This window comes from Amycolatopsis plumensis (assembly GCF_042652605.1).
Lineage (GTDB): Bacteria > Actinomycetota > Actinomycetes > Mycobacteriales > Pseudonocardiaceae > Amycolatopsis > Amycolatopsis plumensis.
Genome location: NZ_JBHSJY010000001.1, coordinates 8,513,713 through 8,532,486 on the forward strand (window position 1 = coordinate 8,513,713; position 18,774 = coordinate 8,532,486).

General features: G+C 71.1%; 18 protein-coding genes. 14 read left to right on the top strand and 4 right to left on the bottom strand.

Going from position 1 to position 18,774, the window contains the following annotated elements; translation table 11 throughout:
• The 9 genes from ACFPLC_RS40925 (at nt 1) to ACFPLC_RS40965 (ending at nt 9,528) form a co-directional block, all read left to right on the top strand.
• Nucleotides 1-1,812, top strand: coding sequence for a non-ribosomal peptide synthetase (locus tag ACFPLC_RS40925; protein ID WP_378203316.1), 1,812 nt, complete (start codon nt 1-3; stop codon nt 1,810-1,812).
• A 79-nt stretch (nt 1,813-1,891) separates the two neighbouring features.
• Nucleotides 1,892-3,205, top strand: a complete 1,314-nt coding sequence (locus ACFPLC_RS40930; RefSeq protein WP_378236113.1) for a TfuA-like protein — start codon at nt 1,892-1,894, stop codon at nt 3,203-3,205.
• Entirely contained in the window at nt 3,202-4,365 is a 1,164-nt protein-coding gene (locus tag ACFPLC_RS40935; RefSeq protein ID WP_378203323.1) for a YcaO-like family protein, read from the top strand. Before ACFPLC_RS40930 ends, ACFPLC_RS40935 begins: the two co-directional genes overlap by 4 nt.
• 119 nt (nt 4,366-4,484) lie before the next feature.
• Complete coding sequence (locus ACFPLC_RS40940) at nt 4,485-4,694, top strand: MoaD/ThiS family protein (RefSeq protein WP_378236114.1); 210 nt, start codon at nt 4,485-4,487, stop codon at nt 4,692-4,694.
• Nucleotides 4,695-4,777: 83 nt separating this feature from the next.
• Entirely contained in the window at nt 4,778-5,044 is a 267-nt protein-coding gene (locus ACFPLC_RS40945; protein ID WP_378203329.1) for a hypothetical protein, read from the top strand.
• 119 nt (nt 5,045-5,163) lie between these two features.
• Nucleotides 5,164-6,177 (top strand): MvdC/MvdD family ATP grasp protein, encoded by a 1,014-nt coding sequence (locus ACFPLC_RS40950; protein ID WP_378203332.1) that lies wholly within the window; start codon nt 5,164-5,166, stop codon nt 6,175-6,177.
• 38 nt (nt 6,178-6,215) lie between these two features.
• Nucleotides 6,216-8,189 carry an ABC transporter ATP-binding protein gene (locus ACFPLC_RS40955; protein ID WP_378203335.1) on the top strand — a complete coding sequence of 658 codons (1,974 nt, stop codon included), beginning with the start codon at nt 6,216-6,218 and terminating at the stop codon, nt 8,187-8,189.
• Nucleotides 8,190-8,204: 15 nt separating this feature from the next.
• Complete coding sequence (locus ACFPLC_RS40960; RefSeq protein WP_378203338.1) at nt 8,205-8,933, top strand: LuxR C-terminal-related transcriptional regulator; 729 nt, start codon at nt 8,205-8,207, stop codon at nt 8,931-8,933.
• Between the two features lie 85 nt (nt 8,934-9,018).
• The gene (locus ACFPLC_RS40965; RefSeq protein WP_378203341.1) at nt 9,019-9,528 is read left to right on the top strand and encodes a hypothetical protein; all 510 of its coding nucleotides are present in this window, start codon (nt 9,019-9,021) and stop codon (nt 9,526-9,528) included.
• Nucleotides 9,529-9,589: 61 nt separating this feature from the next.
• Here ACFPLC_RS40965 and ACFPLC_RS40970 read toward each other — a convergent pair whose 3' ends face one another.
• Complete coding sequence (locus ACFPLC_RS40970) at nt 9,590-10,540, bottom strand: zinc-binding dehydrogenase (protein WP_378203344.1); 951 nt, start codon at nt 10,538-10,540, stop codon at nt 9,590-9,592.
• Nucleotides 10,541-10,656: 116 nt separating this feature from the next.
• On the opposite strand from ACFPLC_RS40970, the gene ACFPLC_RS40975 reads away from it, so the two are divergent.
• Nucleotides 10,657-11,094 carry a PPOX class F420-dependent oxidoreductase gene (locus tag ACFPLC_RS40975; protein WP_378203348.1) on the top strand — a complete coding sequence of 146 codons (438 nt, stop codon included), beginning with the start codon at nt 10,657-10,659 and terminating at the stop codon, nt 11,092-11,094.
• An 11-nt stretch (nt 11,095-11,105) separates the two neighbouring features.
• A complete protein-coding gene (locus tag ACFPLC_RS40980) occupies nt 11,106-12,395 on the top strand; it encodes an aldehyde dehydrogenase family protein (RefSeq protein WP_378203351.1) in 1,290 nt (429 codons plus the stop codon).
• A gap of 27 nt (nt 12,396-12,422) precedes the next feature.
• Here the strand turns inward: ACFPLC_RS40980 and ACFPLC_RS40985 are convergent, their stop codons facing one another.
• The gene (locus ACFPLC_RS40985; RefSeq protein WP_378203354.1) at nt 12,423-13,637 is read right to left on the bottom strand and encodes a zinc-dependent alcohol dehydrogenase; all 1,215 of its coding nucleotides are present in this window, start codon (nt 13,635-13,637) and stop codon (nt 12,423-12,425) included.
• 187 nt (nt 13,638-13,824) lie between these two features.
• Here ACFPLC_RS40985 and ACFPLC_RS40990 point away from each other — a divergent pair, with 187 nt between their 5' ends.
• Complete coding sequence (locus ACFPLC_RS40990; RefSeq protein ID WP_378203357.1) at nt 13,825-14,454, top strand: hypothetical protein; 630 nt, start codon at nt 13,825-13,827, stop codon at nt 14,452-14,454.
• Nucleotides 14,455-14,536: 82 nt separating this feature from the next.
• Here ACFPLC_RS40990 and ACFPLC_RS40995 read toward each other — a convergent pair whose 3' ends face one another.
• Nucleotides 14,537-15,118 carry a TetR/AcrR family transcriptional regulator gene (locus tag ACFPLC_RS40995; RefSeq protein ID WP_378203360.1) on the bottom strand — a complete coding sequence of 194 codons (582 nt, stop codon included), beginning with the start codon at nt 15,116-15,118 and terminating at the stop codon, nt 14,537-14,539.
• Between the two features lie 108 nt (nt 15,119-15,226).
• Here ACFPLC_RS40995 and ACFPLC_RS41000 point away from each other — a divergent pair, with 108 nt between their 5' ends.
• On the top strand, nt 15,227-16,789 hold the full coding sequence (locus ACFPLC_RS41000; RefSeq protein WP_378203364.1) for a GMC oxidoreductase: 1,563 nt from the start codon (nt 15,227-15,229) through the stop codon (nt 16,787-16,789).
• Nucleotides 16,790-16,819: 30 nt separating this feature from the next.
• The gene (locus ACFPLC_RS41005) at nt 16,820-17,998 is read left to right on the top strand and encodes a lipase family protein (RefSeq protein WP_378203367.1); all 1,179 of its coding nucleotides are present in this window, start codon (nt 16,820-16,822) and stop codon (nt 17,996-17,998) included.
• Between the two features lie 112 nt (nt 17,999-18,110).
• Here the strand turns inward: ACFPLC_RS41005 and ACFPLC_RS41010 are convergent, their stop codons facing one another.
• The gene (locus tag ACFPLC_RS41010) at nt 18,111-18,683 is read right to left on the bottom strand and encodes a DivIVA domain-containing protein (RefSeq protein WP_378203370.1); all 573 of its coding nucleotides are present in this window, start codon (nt 18,681-18,683) and stop codon (nt 18,111-18,113) included.
• Nucleotides 18,684-18,774 lie beyond the last annotated feature (91 nt).

Sequence of the window (18,774 nt, forward strand, 5' to 3'; positions counted from 1 at the left end):
GTGCACCCGAACACCACCCGCGTCCTGGCCCCCCTGCGCGAGTTCCGCGAGGACGACCCGCGGCCGGCGATCATCACCGCCGACGGCGTGTGTTCCTACGGCGACCTGCGCCGCCGGGTCGCCCAGTACGCGGAAGTGCTGGCCTGCTTGGGACTGCGCCCGCACGACGCCGTGGCGATCAGCATCGAGCACGGACCGGACGCGGTGGCGGCCATCTTCGCCACGCTGGAGGTCGGCGCGGCCTTCGTGTGGCTGGACGCCGCCCAGCCGGCGGCGCGGAACCGGAACGTGGTCCGTGACTGCGCGGCCAAGTACCTGATGACCGACAGCGGTCCGGCCGGTCGGCGGCTGGTCGCCGAACTCGCCGGGCTGAACCTGGGCCTGCTGCGGATCGGGGACTCCTCGACGGCGTTCATCGAGCGCGTCAGCCGCGACCGCGGTGCGACGGCACTGCCGTCCGACACCGCCACGGTCGTCTACACCTCCGGCTCGACCGGCACCCCCAAGGGGATCGTGCTGACGCGCAGCAACATCGACCAGCTCACCGAGTGGTACGCCGGCCAGGTCGGCCTGTCGCCGGAGGCGCGGCAGTTCCAGTGGGCGCAGTTCAGCTACGACGCCGCCTGCGTGGAGATCTTCTCCGCGGTCCGCAGCGGCGCGGCCCTCGTCATGCCGCCGCCGGAGGGCAAGTCGGACGTGCGCGCGGTCGTGGAATGGATCCGCCGCGAAGCGGTGACTCACCTGGTGACCGCCCCCAGTCTCTACCGCGCGCTCACCGACGCCCTGGACAGCACCGGGGCGGCGCCGCTGGACCAGGTGCGGGTGCTCACCGTCTCCGGTGAGGAACTGCGGCCTTCGCTCGTCACCAAGATGCGCACCGCCTTCCCGCGGGCCGACATCTACAACATGTACGGGCAGACCGAGAACATCCTGGCCACCTTCTACCTGGTCACGCCCGAGGACGAGCGCGCGCCCGCGGTGCCGGTCGGGCGGCCGCTGCCGGGCCGCGAAGTGTGGTTGCGCACCCCCGACGGCGAGGAGGTGGGCGACGGCGAGGCCGGCGAGGTGTGGGTGCGCAGCCGCTTCCTGGCGCCCGGTTACCTCAACGACCCCGAGTCGACCGGCGCGGCCTTCTTCCCCGACCCGCACGGCGAACCGGGGTTTCGCGTGTACCGGACGGGCGATCTGGCCAGCAGGCGGCCCGGCGGTGACCTGGTGTTCCACCGCAGGCTCGACAACCAGGTCAAGCTGCACGGCGTGCGGGTGGAGCTGGGCGAGATCGAAGCCGCGCTCCTCGACATCGCGGACGTCGTGCACGCCGGCGTGGTCCTGCGGGAGGCCGGCGAAGGCCGCTCCCAGCTGGTGGCCTACGTCCAGCTCAGCGCCGGTGCCGAAGGGGGACCCGACCGGCTGAAGGCGGCGCTCGCGGACCGGTTGCCGCGCAACATGGTGCCGGCGCGCATCGTCGTGCTCGACGAGATGCCGCTGACGACGTTCGGGAAGATCGACCGACGGCGGCTGCCCGCCGTGACGTCCGATTCCGGCGAAGCCGATGCCGTGGTCGGCAGCGCGACCGAGCGGAGGCTGGCCCTCATCTGGTCGCGGATCCTCGCCGTGCGGCCGCCGGGCCAGGAGGCGGACTTCTTCGCGCTCGGCGGGGATTCCCTCACCGTACCCCGGGTCCGTGAGGCCGTTCTGGCCAGTTTCGGCGTCGACGTCCCGCTGAACGCCTTCTACGAGTGCCCGCGGCTGCACCAGCTGGCCGCGCAGGTCGACGTGCTGGGGCGGCGAGTGCCGGCGGAATCACCTTGAGGCCGTCTCCCGCCCCTACGAGAAAGCCCACCGAATTGCCTCGCACCATCCGTCACGGATGCGAAAAGAGTGATGTCCGATGCCCGAGGGAAAGATTCACGTCTACGTCGGTCCGACGTGCCCGGCCGAGGAAATACTCCGGAGATTTCCGGACACGGTGATCCATCCGCCCGCGGTGCACGGAGACTTCTTTTCCCCGGAATTCTCCGCCGGTGACGTGGCGGTCGTCGTCGACGGTTTCTACCACCACCGGCTGGGCCTGCGGCACAAGGAATACCTGTACGCGCTGGACCGGGGCGTGACCGTGCTCGGCGCGGCGAGCATCGGCGCCCTCCGGGCCCTGGAACTGGACGCCTTCGGCATGCGGGGCGTCGGGGAAGTCTACGAGCTTTACCGGGCGGGGGTGTTCGACGGCGACGACGCGGTGGCCGTAGCCCACGAGGGCACGGCGCCGTACTCGAGCCTGAGTGTTCCCCTCGTGAACCTCCACGCGGCGGCGCAGGCCGCAAGCGTCGCGGGAGTCCTGCCGGCCACGGACGTCGACAACGTTGTCTCCGTCCTCCGCGCCGAGTACTACCCCTCGCGGACGCCGGCTCGCGTCCTGCGGATCCTGCGCGGGTCCGGCCGGCCCGAACTGGCGGACTGGTACGAGCGGCAGCTGGCCGTCGATCCGCACGTCTTCGACCGGAAGCGCCGGGACTGCCTCTCCGCGGTGGCCGCGGCGCACGACCTCATCACCGCCGGCGCCGTCGGCCGGGTGACCGGAGCGGGCGACAGCGACTGGAAGACCGTGTTCCTCCGCACCTGGGGCAACCACTTCGCCGGCCGGGCCGGCGATCCGCCGCTGGGCCGGCGGATCGCCTACCAGCAGCTCTTCAACCCCGATTATCCGCGCGTCTGGGAACGCTATCTGGAGGAGACCTACCAGCGGGACCACCGGGCTTCGACCGGAGAACCCGCGGGCAGCTTCGCGGACTCCGTGGCCCGTCGGATCGGCGTGACCGGCTTCCCCCTCTCGGCGGAGCGAGAGAAGAAGGACTGGCTGTTCGACTTCGTCTGCCCGATGCCCGACCTGACCGACCCGTTCGAAGTGGAGCTCCTGCTGCGCGCGGAGGAGCCGTCAGACGTCGAAGCCGTTTCCTGGCACCTCCGGCAGACGCGGGAGTTCACCCGCCGGAACCCCGGTTCCGCGCAGCAGGACCCCCCGGCCGTGCTGCCCCCGGACGCCAGCAAGATTCTGCTGGGCGAGCTCTGGAAGGTGCCGCCAGGGCAGCTGGCGCGCGAGTACCGCAGCCGGGGCATCCCCAACATCAAGACGGCGGTCGCGATCCTCCAGCCGTTCATCGTCGGAGCCATCAAGGAGCAGAAATTCCTGCACTCGGAAACAGCATGACGAAGAAAATCGTCCTCAGGGGAACGCACCGGGCCGCGTCGGCGGAAGCGACCTGGTCGCGCATCGAGCCGATGCTCGGCGACTTCGGCATCACCCGGGTCGCGGACGTGACCCACCTGGACCACATCGGCATCCCCGTGATGGTCGCGGTCCGGCCGCTGTCGGAGACCTACGGCACGTCCCAGGGCAAGGGCGCGACTCCGCTCCTGGCCCGGATCTCCGCGGCGATGGAGTCGATCGAGATGTGGCACGCGGAAAATTTCGAGTGTCCCGCCTTCGAAGCGACCGCACACGACCTCGCCCTGCCGTATCCGATCCGGGCCCTGAACGTGTCCCGGCTGCACCAGCCGCTCGAACGGGTGCGGCTCGGCTGGACGTACGGCCGCACGGTGTCCGGCGGTGAACCGGTGCCGCTGCCCGTCCAGTTGCTGCGCCTGTCGTCGGTCGGCGGCAGCCTGTGGGAACCACGCGTGTTCAAGACCACGTCCAACGGTCTCGCGTCGGGCAACACCTTCCCGGAAGCCTGCCTGCACGGCATCTACGAGGTGATCGAACGCCACGCGCTGGCCGGTCTCAGCTCCACCCGCGCCGACGCCCGCGTGCAGGTCGACCTGTCCTCGGTCGAGGACGAGCACCTCGTGTCGCTGCTCGACCGGCTGGCCGACGCGGACACGCGGTGCGAGGTGGCCATGGTCCGCAACGCCCTGTCGATCCCCGTGTTCGTGGCCTTCATCTGGTCACCGCTCTACCCGCTCGTCGCGGCCGGTTCCGGCGCCCACATGGACGTCTCGGTCGCCATGAGCCGCGCGATCACCGAAGCGGTCCAGACCCGCCTGACGCGGATCTGTACGACGCGGGACAACCTGCCCTCCGACTACCGGCCACCCCACGTGTCCGATCCCCTGTTGTCCCAGGCCGCCGGGCAGCCCCTCGACGACGTGACCGAAGGGTACGGCGGTGCCCACGACGATCTCGACACGGAACTGCGGGACGTCGCCGCCCGGGTCGAAAAGCTCACCGGGATGCCACCGGTCGTGGCCGAAATGGCCACCCGGCCCGAGGTCTTCTCGGTGGTCAGGGTGGTCTGCCCCGGTCTCGACTACCCCGGCAAGGGCGGGAACAGCATTCCGCGAGCCATGCCCGCCAGGACTCCGGCCTGAGCCCGGAGGCTGCCAGTCACATCCGCGTTCCAGCTGTCCGAGGTGATCCCGTGAGTGACGTCCACATTGCCCTCCCCTCGTCTTTGGCGCAGTTCACCGGAGGCGTCCGAAACTTTTCCGTGCCGGGGGAAACGGTGCGGCAGGTGCTGGAAAACATGCACGAGGCGTTTCCGCTCCTCACCGGGCGCGTCGTCAACGACAGCTTCCAGCCCCTGCCGTTCGTCCGCGTCTACGTCGGCGAGGAAGACGTACGCGACCTGGGACCGGTGGATTCCGCCGTGGCGCCCGGAAGCACCGTGATGATCCTGGCCGCCGTCGCCGGCGGCTGAAGCCCCACGACGAAGGGAGCCCGCCAGGAGAAACCCGGAAGACAACATCGGTCCCAGAGCCCGACACACAGAAAGAGACACGCATGGAAACAGCACCACAGGTCATGGCCGGCCACCTGCTGAGCGAAGTGGAGCCGATCCACGGCACCCTGGACGTCCTCGCGGACGAAAACGCCCGGAAGCAGCTCGACCGGCTCGTCGAGTACCTGATGCTGCCGGAGTCGGACGAGTCGTTCCTGACGATCGGCATGTCCACTCAGACCCACACCGGCACCGACACGGGTCCCTCGACCACCAACACCGTTCCCGACGCCGACAGCGACAGCGAATGGCAGTGGGACGACGAGTGATGTGACCCGTCCGGAATCGTCCTGAGCAAGTCGGGGTGGGCCGCCTCGCGAACCGACGGCCCACCCCGATCCGCCTACCCGACAGTGCCAGCCTTCATCCAGGAGAAAAGGAAGACGTCTTGGGCAACGCGACGATTTTGATTGTCACGTCCAGGTGGGACACGACGGCCTACGCCGCGGCCGAGGTCCTGCGCAGGAACGGCCGGGAGGCGGCGTTCTTCTACCCCGAGGACATCCCGCAGCGAGCGCAGATCGAAATGCAGTACCAGCAGGGGAAGTGGGCGAACCGGCTGTACACGGAGGACGGATCGATCGACCTCGACGACATCAAGGCCGTCTGGTGGCGCAAGCCCTACGTTTCCCGCCCTTCGGAGTCGCTCTCCCGCGTGCAGTTCCCCTACGCCCGGCGAGAGAGCGAATACGCGATGAAAGGGCTGTGGGAGCTGCTGCTCGACAAGCCCGACGTCTACTGGATGAGCAACCCGCACAACATCCGCCGGGCCGGCAACAAGGTCATCCAGATGAAGAAGGGCGCCGCCCACGGCCTGGTGTCGCCGAAGACCCTCATCACCAACGACCCCGAGGACGTGCGCAAGTTCTACGACGAGACCTCCCAGCGGATGGTCTTCAAGTCCATGACCGGACCGTTCCTGCTGCCCGGGGAGGTGGAAGAGCCCTACACCGCCGAAACCTTCGTCCCCGGCCTCCCGCTCGTCCGGCCGTTCACCGACGAGGACATGAAGAACGTCGACAGCGTGCGGCAGAGCGCCTGCATGTTCCAGGAACTCGTCGAGAAGAAGTACGAGCTGCGCGTCACCGTCTTCGAGGACCAGGTGTTCACCTGCCGGATCGACTCCCAGAAGAACGAGCTCACCCGGTACGACTGGCGCCGGCAGGACGTACTGCACCAAGCGAGCGTCGGCGAGCTCCCCGACTCCATCGCGGACGCGTGCCTCAAGCTGCTCGCCGAGTTCGACCTGCGCTTCGGGGCGTTCGACTTCATCGTCACGCCGGACGACGAGCACATCTTCCTGGAGGTGAACCCGAACGGCCAGTGGCTGTTCGTCCAGGAGTGGGTGCCACAGCTGAGGCTCATGCAGACCTTCGTGGACATCATGGTGCGCAACACCTGATCCCGGCCCGCTGCCCCGCCGACGTCGTGAGGTCCCCTGTGAAGTCTCGGCCATCGTCCGGCACGTCCGCCTCGGAGCAGCTCCTCTTCGGCGGCCCGTTGCTCTACCTCAACGGTTCGAGCACCCACGACGGCGCCTTCGGCCGGCTCGGCCTGTGGTCGGTGGTGCGGACCATGCCGCCGCTCATCCGCACCACCGTCCGGCTCGCGCGTGGCGCCGACGCGGCGGCGGTGCAGCTGGTCGCCGCCGCCGAGCTGGGACGCGGTGTCGCGCAGGGCGTCGGCCTGGTCGCGGTCAACTCCGCCCTCGCGGCCGTGCTGGCCACCGGCGACGCGGCCGAGCGGCTGGGCCACGCCTTGCCGTCACTCGTGCTGGTCGCGGTGACCGCGGTGCTGGGTGCGGTGTTCTCGGCCGCCTCGACCTACGGGGCGGGGCGGCTCGAACCCAAGATGGAACGGGCCGCCACCGAGCAGTACCTGACGGCGGCCGCGCGCGTGGAACTGGCCGCCCTCGAGGACGACCGTTTCCGCAGGCTGCTCGACACCGCCCAGTACGGCGCGCCGGCCGCCCGCCGGATGGTCAGCCACGGCACCCGGGTCATCACCGCGCTGCTGTCCCTGGCCACCGCCGCGGGCGTGCTGACCGTGCTGCACCCGGTGCTGCTGCCGCTGCTGGCGCTGATGGTCATCCCGCGTTCGTGGGGAACGCTGGTCACCACCCGCCGCCGTTACGACAGTTTCCAAACCTGGGTGCAGCACACCCGCGCCAGCCGGGTGCTGAGCACCGAACTCACCGCCGTCGAAGCCGCTCCCGAAATCCGGGTCCACCAGGTCGGCCCCTTCCTCCTCAAGCACTTCCGCAGCATGTCGGCCAACTCCGAGGCCGAACAGACCCGGCTGGCCACGCTCGACGCGCGCACCGGGCTGTGGGTGGCGGTCTGGACCGGTCTCGCCGCCGCCACCACCTACTGCACGCTGGGCGCCCTCGCCTGGGGCGGTGCCATGGCGATGTCCGTCGCGGGAACGGCCGTGCTCGCCCTGCGCACCGGCACGGCCAGTCTCGGCGGCATGGTGCAGGCGATCAACAACCTGTACGACGAGAGCCTGTTCGTCGGCGACCTCGACCGCCTGCGCGTCGAGGCCGACGGCTGGGCGATCCCGGCGGGCGGCCTCGACGTCCCCCGGCGCCCGCACCACATCACCTTCGACCAGGTCACCTTCCGCTACCCCGGCACCGACGCGAACGCCCGGCCCACACTCGACGACGTCTCGCTCGGCATCCCCACCGGGCGGATCACCGCCCTGGTCGGGGAGAACGGCTCGGGCAAGTCCACCCTCGTCAAGCTGCTCGCCGGGCTCTACCTCCCGGACACCGGCAGCGTGCGGTGGGACGGCATCCCCACCGCGCAGGCCGACCGGGAGCAGCTGTTCGGCCGGATCGCCATGGTGGGCCAGGACTTCAAGCGCTGGCCGTTCACCGCGCGCGTCAACGTTGTCATCGGCGACTCCCACGCGCCCGCCGACGACCGGCGGTTGCGGGAGGCCGCCGACCAGGCGGGCGCCGCCCCGGTGATCCAGGGTCTCCCCCGTGGCTGGGCCACGCTCCTGGCCCTCGGGTACCAGGGCGGCCACCAGCTCAGCGGCGGCCAGTGGCAGCGCCTGGGCATCGCCCGGTCCCACTACCGCGTCGCGCCGATCCTCATCGTCGACGAGCCCACCGCCGCGCTCGACGCCCGTGAGGAACAGCGGGTGTTCGACCAGATCCGCGAGCGGGCCGAGGGCGGGCAGACGGTCATCCTCATCACCCACCGGATGGCGTCCGTGCGCCACGCGGACCTCGTGCACGTGCTCGACCGGGGCCGGCTCGTCGAATCCGGGCCGCCCGGCGAGCTGCTGGACCTGGACCAGGGGCATTTTCGCGCCCTGTACGAGATCCAGGCCGCCCAGTTCGACCGGCCGGCCGGCTCGGCGACGAGCGCGAGCCCGCCCCCGGCGGCGGCGGACCACCGCTGACGAGAAAGGATCTTCGTGGTACTCGCCCACGTCCCGCAGCCGGTGAGCGCGGCGGCCGAGCCCGTCCGGGTGGTGCTCGCCGACCACCAGGAATTCGCCCGGGTCGGCATCAGATCACTGCTGGAACGCGGCCCGGAGATCCGGGTCGTCGGAACGGCCGAGGACGCCGAAGAAGCCGTGCGCCTGGTGGAAGCCGAGGAACCGGACGTGCTGCTGGTGGACGACACTCTCCCCCCGGCAGGCTGGCCGGAGGTCACCCGCGGCATCCGCCGGCTCGGTGGCCCGGCCCGTGGCACCAGGACGATGCTCATGGCGCAGGAGCTCACCGAGGACACCCTGCTGGGTGCCGTCCGCGCCGGTGTCCACGGCTATGTGCTCAAGGATTCACCGGATTGGGTGTTTTCCACCGCGATCCGCTCGGTCGCGGACGGAGAGCCCTTCCTCGCCGGAGCGGCGATCCGGCACCTGCTCTCCCGTTTCACGCTCCTGCCGAACCACGACCCGGCCACCGTGCCCGGCGAACTGTCCGACCTCAGTTCCCGAGAGCTGGAAGTGGTCCGCGGTATCGGCTACGGACTGTCGAATCGCGAGATCGCGCGTCGGCTGGTGGTCGCCGAGACCACGATCAAGTCGTGCATGTCCAGCATCCTGGCCAAACTGGACGTCCGCAACCGGGTCGAGGTGGCGCTGGTGGCCTGCCGGGTCGGGCTCGTACCCCTGCACCACCCGCCGGGTCCCGCCTGAGGACGGTGCCCCGTGGTTTGACGGACCGGGTTCGGGGTACTTGCGCAGTCCGCTCATCGATCACCCCAGACCACCGAGGACGAGCATGCCTGAGCCGACCACGCCCGAGCCCCTGCCGGCCGAGCTGCGTGCGCTGGCCGCCGACGCCGAAGCGCTCGCGGCGCGGACCGCGGAGGTGGCCGCCCGGCTGCAGACCGCGCCCGACGGCCACCTGCAGCGCCTCGCCCGGCCCATCGCGAAGGCCACCCACGACCTGAGCGACTACACCGCCGAGGTTTCCCGGACGGCCGAAGACCTGGCCCGGGTCCGGGTGGCCCGCGACCCCAACCTGTGCGACGTCCCGTGGGGCGTGTGCCCCGCCCACGGCGTCACGCTGCACTCGAGCGGAGGACGCGCCTGGTGCACCGATCCCGGCTGCGCCGCCGCGTGGGACTACGACCGGCTGCACACACCCTGCGCGGAGCCGGTCACCGCGGTGGTGACCGATCAGGACGGCGTGACCGCGAGGCTGTGCGAAGCCCACGCCCGGGACGCGAGCGACCGGCTGTCGGGCTGCACCGTCTCCCGTCTGGACCACCAGGACTCCGGCGGCTGAACCGGCGTCGCCACCGCAGCCGACGGCGTTCCGCTGCCCGGCCGCCACCGCACTTCACCGATCAGGTGAGGTCCAAGATGGTCTTGCCCCGGCCGTGCCCGGAATCGAGCCGCTCGTGCGCTTTGCGCACCTGATCCAGCGGCAGGACCTCTTCGACGACCGGCCGGGCCTGGCCACGCTCGAACACCGGCGTCAGCTCCTCCAGCCGGCGGCGTTCCCGGGTCAGCATGATCCCGTGCAGCTGCTGGTTGCGCTGGTACAGCGCGCTCAGCTCGCCCTTCGGTGGCAGCACCGTCGCGATCCGGCCGAACGGGCGGGTCGCCGCGCAGCTCTTGACCAGGTTCTCGCCGCCGACGAGGTCCAGCACGGCGTCGACGCCCGTGCCGCCGGTGTGCTCCAGCGCCACCTCGACCGGGTCGGCTTCGTGGTAGTCGATCGGCTCGGCGCCGAGGTCCCGCAGCAGGTCCTGGTTGTCCGGCCCCGCCGTGGCCAGCACCCCGGCACCCGCCGCGGTCGCGAACTGCACGGCGAACGTGCCCACCCCGCCGGCTCCGGCGTGCACCAGCACCGTCTCCCCGGGACGCACCGCCAGCCGCCGGACGATCGCCTCCCACGCCGTGCCCCCGGCCAGCGGGATCGCCGCCGCTTCGACGTGACTCAGGCCGCGGGGCTTCGGCGCGACAATGGTTGCCGCCACGACGTTCAGCTCGGTGTAGCTCCCTGCCCGCGACGCCATTTCCGGCGTGTAGAACACCTCGTCACCCCGGGCGAAATCGGTCACGCCGGGGCCCACCGCCTCCACAACGCCGGAGACGTCACCGCCGAGGACCGCGGGCAGCTCGAGGTCCGGGATCGCCACCCCCTGCCGGATCTTCGCCTCCACCGGGTTCGTCCCCGACGCGAACACCCGGACCAGGAGCTCTCCCGGCCCCGGCTCGGGCCGCTCGACCTCCTTCAGCGTCAGGACATCAGGGCCACCGAATTCCGTCATCACCACGGCTTGCACAGACATCCCGTCCGCGTACCCGGCGGCGGCCCGGGGAAACCACCTCCGTTTGTCCCCCACTCGCCCGGGTAGCCGATCACTGTGACGCACTGCGCGCCGCGCCCGACCGGAAGGAGCCCGCCGTGCCCGCACGCACCGCCGACGGCCCGAAGCTGCTGCCCGAAACCGAAGAACTGGCCACCGGCAAGAACTTCGCCGCGGTCACCACCGTCCTGCCCAGCGGACGGCTGCAGACCCAGATGATCTGGGTCGACGTCGAAGACGGCGAGATCGTGCTCAACACCGAAACCCACCGCGCGAAGGCCCACAACGTCGCCCGCGACCCGCGGATCACCGTGCTCATCCGCGACGAGGCGAATCCCTACCGCTACGCCGAAGTCCGCGGAAAGGTCACCGGCGTCGAGAACGGCGAACGGGCCCGCCGCCAGGTCGACCGGCTCTCCCGCAAGTACACCGGCGAGGACTACCCGCCGGACAACATCAAGTCCGAGCGCGTCATCCTGCGCGTGACCCCGGAGCGGCAGACCTACATCGACCAGGCCAAGGGCATCGGCGACTGAGGGGACCGGACGTGGGACTGCTCGACGAACGCGAACGCTGGGCCGGCCGGGTCTTCACCGGCGCATGGACGCCCACCGGCGGAACGGCCGCCTCGACCGAACCCGCCACCGGCGACGAGCTCGGCCGGGTCGGCACCGCCACCGCCGTCGAACTCGAGCTGAACCTCACCCTCGACGAGCTGCACGAAGCCGCCTCGCTGGCCAGCGCGCCGTGGGGCACGCTCCTGCCCACCACCAAGGAGGGCCGCACCAGCATCGCCCGGCGCGTCCCGTTCGGCGTGGTCGCGGTCATCGCGCCCTGGAACTTCCCGCTCATCCTCGCCATGCGGTCGGTCGCCCCGGCCCTGGCGACCGGCAACGCGGTCGTGCTCAAACCCGCCAGCGACACCGCGATCTGCTGCGGCGTCGTCATCGCCCGCCTCTTCGAAGAAGCCGGGTTGCCCGCGGGCGTGCTGCACATGCTGCCCGGCAAGGGCAGCGAACTCGGCAACGCCGTCGCCGAAGACCCGAACATCGCCATGATCTCCTTCACCGGCTCGACCCCGGTCGGGCGGGAACTGGCGAAGGCGGCGGCCGGCAGCTTCAAGAAGTTCGTTTCGGAGCTCGGCGGCAACAACGCGTTCGTGGTCCTCGACGACGCTGACGTATCGGCGGCCGCGGCCGCGGGCGCGTTCGGCAGTTTCGTGCACCAGGGCCAGGTCTGCATGGCCGTGGGCCGCCACCTGGTCGCCGAAAAGATCGCCGACGCCTACGTCGAGGAGCTCACGCGCATCGCCGACGGCCTGCGGGTCGGCGATCCCCGGGAAGACGTCGACCTCGGCCCCGTCATCAACTCCAATCAGGCCGAGCACATCGAATCCGTCGTCCAGCGGTCGGTCGACGCGGGCGCGAAGGTCACCGCCGGCGGCCGCCACGACGGGCTGTTCGTCCGCCCGACCGTGCTCGCCGGCGTCGCCCCCGACATGCCCGCCTTCACCGAGGAGATCTTCGGCCCGGTCGCCGTCGTCACCACGTTCGGCGACGACGACGAAGCCGTCCGCCTGGCCAACGCCACCCCCTACGGGCTCGTCGCCGGTGTCCACAGTGGATCCGCCGCCCGCGCCCGCGCGGTGGGCGATCGTCTGCACGCCGGGATGGTGCACGTCAACGACCAGACCGTCAACGACGAAACCATCGCCCCCTTCGGCGGCATCGGCGAATCCGGCGGGAGCAGCCGGTTCGGCTCGTTCGTCAACCTCGACGAGTTCACCCGCTGGCAGTGGGTCACGGTCCGGGAGGAGCAAAGCCGGCCGCAGCTGTGACCAGCCCGTCGAACTCCGGCGCGCACGTCACGCCGACACGTCCAGGACGGTCTTGAGCCAGCCTTCCTCGCGCCGGTCGAACGTCTCGTAGGCGTCGATCGCGTTCGCCGTCTCCTCGTGCTGGGTGATGAACGCCAGCGGATCGACCGCCCCCGAAGCGACCATGCCCAGCAGCCGCGGCACGTACCGGCGGTGGTTGCAGTTGCCCATCTTGATCGTGAGGTTGCGGTTCATCGCCTCCCCCAGCGGGAACCGGTCGAACCCCGGCGGGTACACCCCGATCACGCCGATCGAGCCCGCCTTCGCGACGGCCTCCACCGCCCACCGCACGGCGAGACTGGGCGCGTTCCCGGGCACCCACTGCTCCCCCGACGGCGACGCGTCCGGCGCGGCCAGCTGCCGCTCCTGCTCGAACTGCTTTGCTTGCTGCGCGAGCTGCTCGGCCACCGGCCCGCTCGACGGCCGCTGCGCGTCCACGCCGACCGCGTCGATCACCCGGTCCACCCCGATCCCGCCGGTCAGCTCCTTCACCAGCGCCACCGGGTCTTCGCGGTTGAAGTCGACGGTCTCGGCGTTCTGCCCGCGAGCCTTGTCCAGCCGCGACGGCAGCCCGTCGACGACGAACACCCGCCCCGCGCCCTGCCGCTTGGCCGAGGCGATCGCGAACTGCCCGACCACGCCGGCGCCCAGCACCAGCACGCTGTCCCCCTGGCCGACTTCGGCCAGCCGCGCCCCGAACCACGCCGTCGGGAAGATGTCCGAGACCAGGATCGCCTGGTCGTCGCTCACCGCGTCGGGGATCCGCACCAGCGTGGTCATCGCGAACGGGATCCGCGCGTACTCCGCCTGCAGCCCGTCCACCGGGCCGGTCGTCTCCGGGCCGCCGAAGAAAGACGTCCCCGCCGACGGCCCGTTCGGATTGGCGGTGTCGCACTGCGCGAAGTACCCCGCCCGGCAGTACGAGCACGTGCCACACCCGATCGTGGACGTGACGACCACCCGGTCACCGGGCGACAACCCGCGCACCGCCGGGCCCACCTCCTCGACCACGCCGACGGCTTCGTGGCCCAGGATCGTGCCGGGCTGCATGCCGGGCATCGTGCCGCGGACCAGGTGCAGGTCGGTGCCGCAGATGGCACTGCGGGTGATGCGGATGATCGCGTCGCTGGGTTCGAGGATCTTGGGATCGGGCACCTCGTCGATGCGGATGTCCCCGATGCCGTGCCAGACCACTGCCTTCACTGTTCCTCCTTCGGCCGGAAGCCACCGGCGTACCCGCCTCGGTGGCCGGTACGCCTTCGGCGGCGAAGTCGATCGCAGCGCGAAGCCGCTGACACAGCGCAAGCGGATTTCCCCAACGAGGGATCGTCCCTCGGCGGTGCGGGGAAATCGGTTGTCCCGGATCGGCTTCGCCTCAACGCTGAGGAACATGACTCGACGTCGATATCCGGCGGCCGCACTGGCCGCGCTGCTGCTGGTGGCCGCCGCACCCGCCGCGCAGGGACGCCCGTTGGATGATGTGCTGCCGCCGATCGGCCAGGAAATCGAACTGACCGGAGACGCGCCGGACACCCCGCTGCAGATCCGGGACTCGGCGGAATCGGTGCACTTCACCGGTGGCCTGCGGGTCAAGGTGGAAGCCGACCCGGACGACCCGCTCACCTCCCGGCGCCTGCAGGTCTCCGGAATGCGGTTCACCGGCAACCTCGCCGACGGCGGCGGCGACGGACGCGCTCGCCAGGGCGGCACGATCACCATCGAGCAGAACGACGTCGACGTCGACGCGAAAAGCCTGCTGAAGCTGACCCAGAAGTTCCCGCCCAGGTACGAGCAGATCATGGTGCTCAACTTCACCATGACCATCGACCAGCCCGACCGCGCCGAGCCCCTCGTCCTGACGACCAAAGACCCGGCGAAGCTGATCGGGCAGCTCACCCAGTTCCCCCCGTCGGGCGACATCTACCAGCTGCAGAACCCGGTCGACCTGGTGCTGCCGGACAACCCGGACGACACCGTCGCCACCCTCCAGCAGTTCCCCGTCAAGGTCGGCGGCCTGTGAACCACCGCGGCCGTCATCGAAGGGACTGCTGCGAGGCCATGGCGGCGTAATTCACGCTCTCCGGACGGAACCGGCGGCGAAGCTAGCCCTTACCCGCCGTGTGGTGCCGCTGTTCGGCGAGACCGTCGAGGAACACCCGCACCAATCGCTCCGCCGGTTCCGCCGGCTCCCGCGTGACCAGTCCCGACCCCAGTGCCGCCTCGTGCATCTCGAACAGCAGGGCCAGGTCCGCGGGTTCGATGTCCGCCCGCACGCTGCCTTCGCGTTGCGCCTCCTCGAGAGCCGGGCGCAGCAGCGACACGACGGCGTTGGCGTGCTGGCGTTGGCTGCGCTCCGGCAGCTCCCGGAACAGCCGCACGAGCGGGCGGCGCCGGGCCTGCATGGCGAGCATTGATCGCAGCAGCTCCCGGAACGGCTCGCGGCTGCGCACCTGGTCCTTGAGCACGGCGAGGTGATGGGCGGCGACGGCGAGGGCCAGCGCCCCGCGGTCGGGGAAGTGGCGGTAGACGGTCGCGCGGCCGAGGCCGGCTCGGCGGGCCACCTCGTCCAGGCCGACGTCGGCGTCTTCGCTGAACGCCTCGTCGGCCGCGCGGAGGATCGCGTCGCGGTTGCGCCGGGCGTCGACGCGCCGGGGCGCAGCCGCGGACGGTCGCACTGCGCGCATGGAACGGCACCCTACTCGCCAGTAGTGAGACGGGTAATCCATTTAATCTCTCGTTTCGGGTTCCTACAGTCACCCAGGGTCACGACCACTGCCCGGAGGAACCCGCCCATGCGCACCTTGAACCGCCGAACCGTCCTGCAGGGCGCCGTGGCCGCTGCGGGCGTCGCCGCGCTCGGCGCGGGCCGCGTGCCGGTCACCCGGGAGGAGCACCGGGTCGTGGTCATCGGGTCCGGGTTCGGCGGCGGGGTCACCGCGCTGCGGCTCGCTCAGGCCGGGGTGCCGGTGCTGGTGCTCGAACGCGGCCGGCGCTGGCCGACCGGGCCGGACGCCGAGACGTTCCCCCACCCGACGTCGGCGCCCGACAAGCGGATCTTCTGGCTGGGCTCGGCGCCCGCGCTGCCGGGCCTGCCGTCACTGCCGCCGTTCGAGCGCTACACCGGGCTCCTGGAGCAGGTGAGCGGCCAGGGCATGAACATCATGTGCGCGGCGGGCGTCGGCGGCGGGTCCCTGGTCTACCAGGGCATGACGCTGCAGCCGACGGCCGAGCTGTTCCACGCGTGCTTTCCCGAGCAGCTCGACTACGCGCGGCTGGACGCCGAGTACTACCCACGGGTTGCCGCCATGCTCGGCATCGCCACCGCCCCGGACACCCTCGTCGCGAGCAAGCCGTACCAGGCGGCCCGCATCTTCGCCCGCAACGCACGCAGCGCCGGCTACGCCGTCGAGAAGATCCCGATGCCGATCGACTGGGACTACGCGCTGCGCGAGCTCGACGGGGAAATGAAACCGTCCTACACCAACGGCGACTGCGCGCTCGGGGTGAACAACGGCGGCAAGCACTCGGTCGACGTCACCTACCTCGCGGCCGCCGAGGCCACCGGCCGCTGCACCGTCGCGAGCCTGCACAACGTCACCGGCGTCGCGCTGGCCAAGGACGGCCGGTGGGAGGTCCGCGCCGACCGCATCGACACCGCCGGAACCGTGCTCGAGCGGAAGGTCCTGACCGCGAAGGCGCTCGTCATGGCGGCCGGGACGGCGAACACGACGCGGCTGCTGATGCGGGCGGGCGCGAAGGGCGACATCCCCGACCTGCCCGACGGGCTGGGCGCCGGCTGGGGCAGCAACGGCGACCGCATCTACACCTGGACGAACCTCGCCGACGACTTCGGCGCCCCGCAGGGCGGCCCGGTCGTCTACGGCAGCAAGGAATGGGACGATCCCGCGACGGCCAACACCGTCATCCAGGCGTCGCTGCCGCCGCTGCCGGACCTGCGGACCACCATGCTCGTCGGGTACGGCATCAGCGAAGGCCGCGGCCGGTTCGTCTACGACGCGGCGAAGGACGACGCCGTCCTGCACTGGCCCTCCGGCGCCGACGCGAAGCTGAGCGCCCGCATCCACGAGCGGATCACCCGCATCGCCGGCCCGCTCGGCGTGCTGCTCGACACCACCGCCCTCGTGCCGAGCACCTGGCACCCGCTCGGCGGTGCCGCGATGGGCTCGGTGTGCGACCTGGACGGCCGCGTGCTCGGCCACCGCGGCCTCTACGTGCTCGACGGCGCCTTGATGCCCGGCACGACCGCCGCCTGCAACCCGTCGATGACCATCGCCGCCCTCGCCGAGCGCGCGCTGGACCACCTGATCGCCGAAGACGTCGACCGCGTCTTCTGAACCCCGAATCGGACTCAACGAGGAGTTCCTGTGCGCACGAAGTCCCTCTGGACGGTTCTGCTGGCCGTCGTCGTCACCCTGCTGTCCACGGTGTCCGCGAGCGCCGCGGCCGCCGACCCGCCCCGCGGCCCGGACGGCGACGCCTTCTACACGCCGCCGAGCCCGCTGCCGGACGGCGCGGACGGCGACGTCGTCTGGTGGCGGCCGCTGCCGGACTCCGGCGGCGCCAAGGGCTACCTCGTGCTGTACCGGTCGCGGTCCGCGGCGGACACGCCGATCGCGGTGTCGGGCCGGGTCCTGGTGCCGACGGCGCCGTGGACTGGCCCGGGGCCGCGTCCGATCGTCTCGGTGGCCAGCGGCACCCGCGGGATCGGCGACCGCTGCGCGCCGTCGAAGTTCCAGCCGGACTACGAGAAACCGCTGTTCGTCGACGCCATGCTGGGCCGCGGCTGGGCCGTCGCGATCACCGACTACGAGGGCCTCGGCACGCCCGGCCTGCACACCTACGTCGTCGGGCGTTCGGAAGGCCACACGGTGATCGACGCCGCCCGGACGGCCACCCGGCTCCCCGCGGCCGGACTCGCCGCCGGCGGCCCGGTCGCGTTCTCCGGGTACTCCCAAGGCGGCGGCGGAGCGGCCTGGGCGGGCGAGCTGGCGCCGACGTACGCGCCGGAACTGCACGTCGCCGCGATCACGGCCGGTGGCACCCCCGCGGACCTGAACGTGGTGGCCAAGAGCCTCGACGGCGGCGTCGGCTTCGGGTTCCTGCTGCTCGCGTCGCTCGGCCTGGACGCGGCGTACCCGGAGCTGGACCTGCCGGCCTACCTCAACGACCGCGGCCGGACGCTGTACGCGACCCAGCAGGACGCGTGCGTCGACGCGGTGTTCGGCTACGCCTTCGGCCACATCGCCGACTACACGACGTCGAACCCGCTCACCACCGCGAAGTGGCAGGCCCGGCTGGCCGAAAACGAACTGGGTGCCCACCCGCCGCAGGCGCCGGTCTTCCTGTTCCACGGCAGCTTCGACGAAATCATCCCGCTCTCCCAGGCCCAAACCCTGCGGCGCGAGTACTGCGCGGCCGGCGTCGACGTCACCTGGCGCACGTACGTCGGCGAGCACGTCACGACGCTGGCGTTCTCCGCGGGCGATGTCGTGCACTACCTGGGCGACCGGTTCGCGGGCAAGCCGGTGTACTCCGACTGCTGAGCGGCCACCGAACGCAGGCCCACGGGAGCCGGCCGCGACCGGCTCCCGTGGGCCTGCGCCGCGATCCGCCGGAGTTCGTCGCGTTTCCGCCGAGCGCCCCAGGCCTTGCCGGTCAGGCGGGGGACGGCGCGGATTTCGCGGGCTCCGGCTCGGCCGCGTCCTCCCCCTCGGCCTCGCCGCCGTATCGGACGCGCAGGTCCTCGACCCCTTCGGCGATCTGGCTCAGCTGGGTCAGCACCGCTCGGTGGGCGGCCCGGATGACCGCGGCTTCTTCTTCGGCGCGGGAGACGACGAGTTGCGCCTCCCGCTGCGCGGCGCGTTCGGTTTCTTCGCGCGCACTCTCCGCCTCGGCGGCCTTCTTCTCCGCGGCCGCCACGATCGCCTCGGCTTCCCGGCGAGCCTGTTCTTTGATCTCCGCGGCCTCGGATTTCGCGACCTGGAGAATCTTTTCGATCCGCCGCCCCAGCCCGGCGGCACCGTCCGGTTCCGCGGCCCGCGGCGCGGGCACCTGGGCCTTGGCCAGCCGCCGTTCGGCGACCCGCCGCGCCTTCTCGTGCCGGTCCACGCGCTTCTCCACGAGCCGCACGTATTCGTCCACCTGCCTGCGGTCGTACCCTCGCAGGACGATCGGGAACCGGACGTCGGACTCCGGCGGTGCCTCGGGTTCGGAAACCGTGTTCTCCATGCACCGAGTGTCGGCAAGAACGAGACGACCGGCAATCCGAAATCCCCGTCGATACGCCCACGGCGCACTTTAGGGGGAACCTCGCCGATCG

Bases quoted from the DNA above. Each gene is read 5' to 3' on its own strand.
- ACFPLC_RS40930 (WP_378236113.1), top strand. From the start codon at position 1,892: ATGCCCGAGGGAAAGATTCACGTCTACGTCGGTCCGACGTGCCCGGCC.
- ACFPLC_RS40935 (WP_378203323.1), top strand. From the start codon at position 3,202: ATGACGAAGAAAATCGTCCTCAGGGGAACGCACCGGGCCGCGTCGGCG.
- ACFPLC_RS40945 (WP_378203329.1), top strand. From the start codon at position 4,778: ATGGAAACAGCACCACAGGTCATGGCCGGCCACCTGCTGAGCGAAGTG.
- ACFPLC_RS40965 (WP_378203341.1), top strand. From the start codon at position 9,019: ATGCCTGAGCCGACCACGCCCGAGCCCCTGCCGGCCGAGCTGCGTGCG.
- ACFPLC_RS40970 (WP_378203344.1), bottom strand. From the start codon at position 10,540: ATGTCTGTGCAAGCCGTGGTGATGACGGAATTCGGTGGCCCTGATGTC.
- ACFPLC_RS40990 (WP_378203357.1), top strand. From the start codon at position 13,825: ATGACTCGACGTCGATATCCGGCGGCCGCACTGGCCGCGCTGCTGCTG.
- ACFPLC_RS40995 (WP_378203360.1), bottom strand. From the start codon at position 15,118: ATGCGCGCAGTGCGACCGTCCGCGGCTGCGCCCCGGCGCGTCGACGCC.
- ACFPLC_RS41000 (WP_378203364.1), top strand. From the start codon at position 15,227: ATGCGCACCTTGAACCGCCGAACCGTCCTGCAGGGCGCCGTGGCCGCT.
- ACFPLC_RS41010 (WP_378203370.1), bottom strand. From the start codon at position 18,683: ATGGAGAACACGGTTTCCGAACCCGAGGCACCGCCGGAGTCCGACGTC.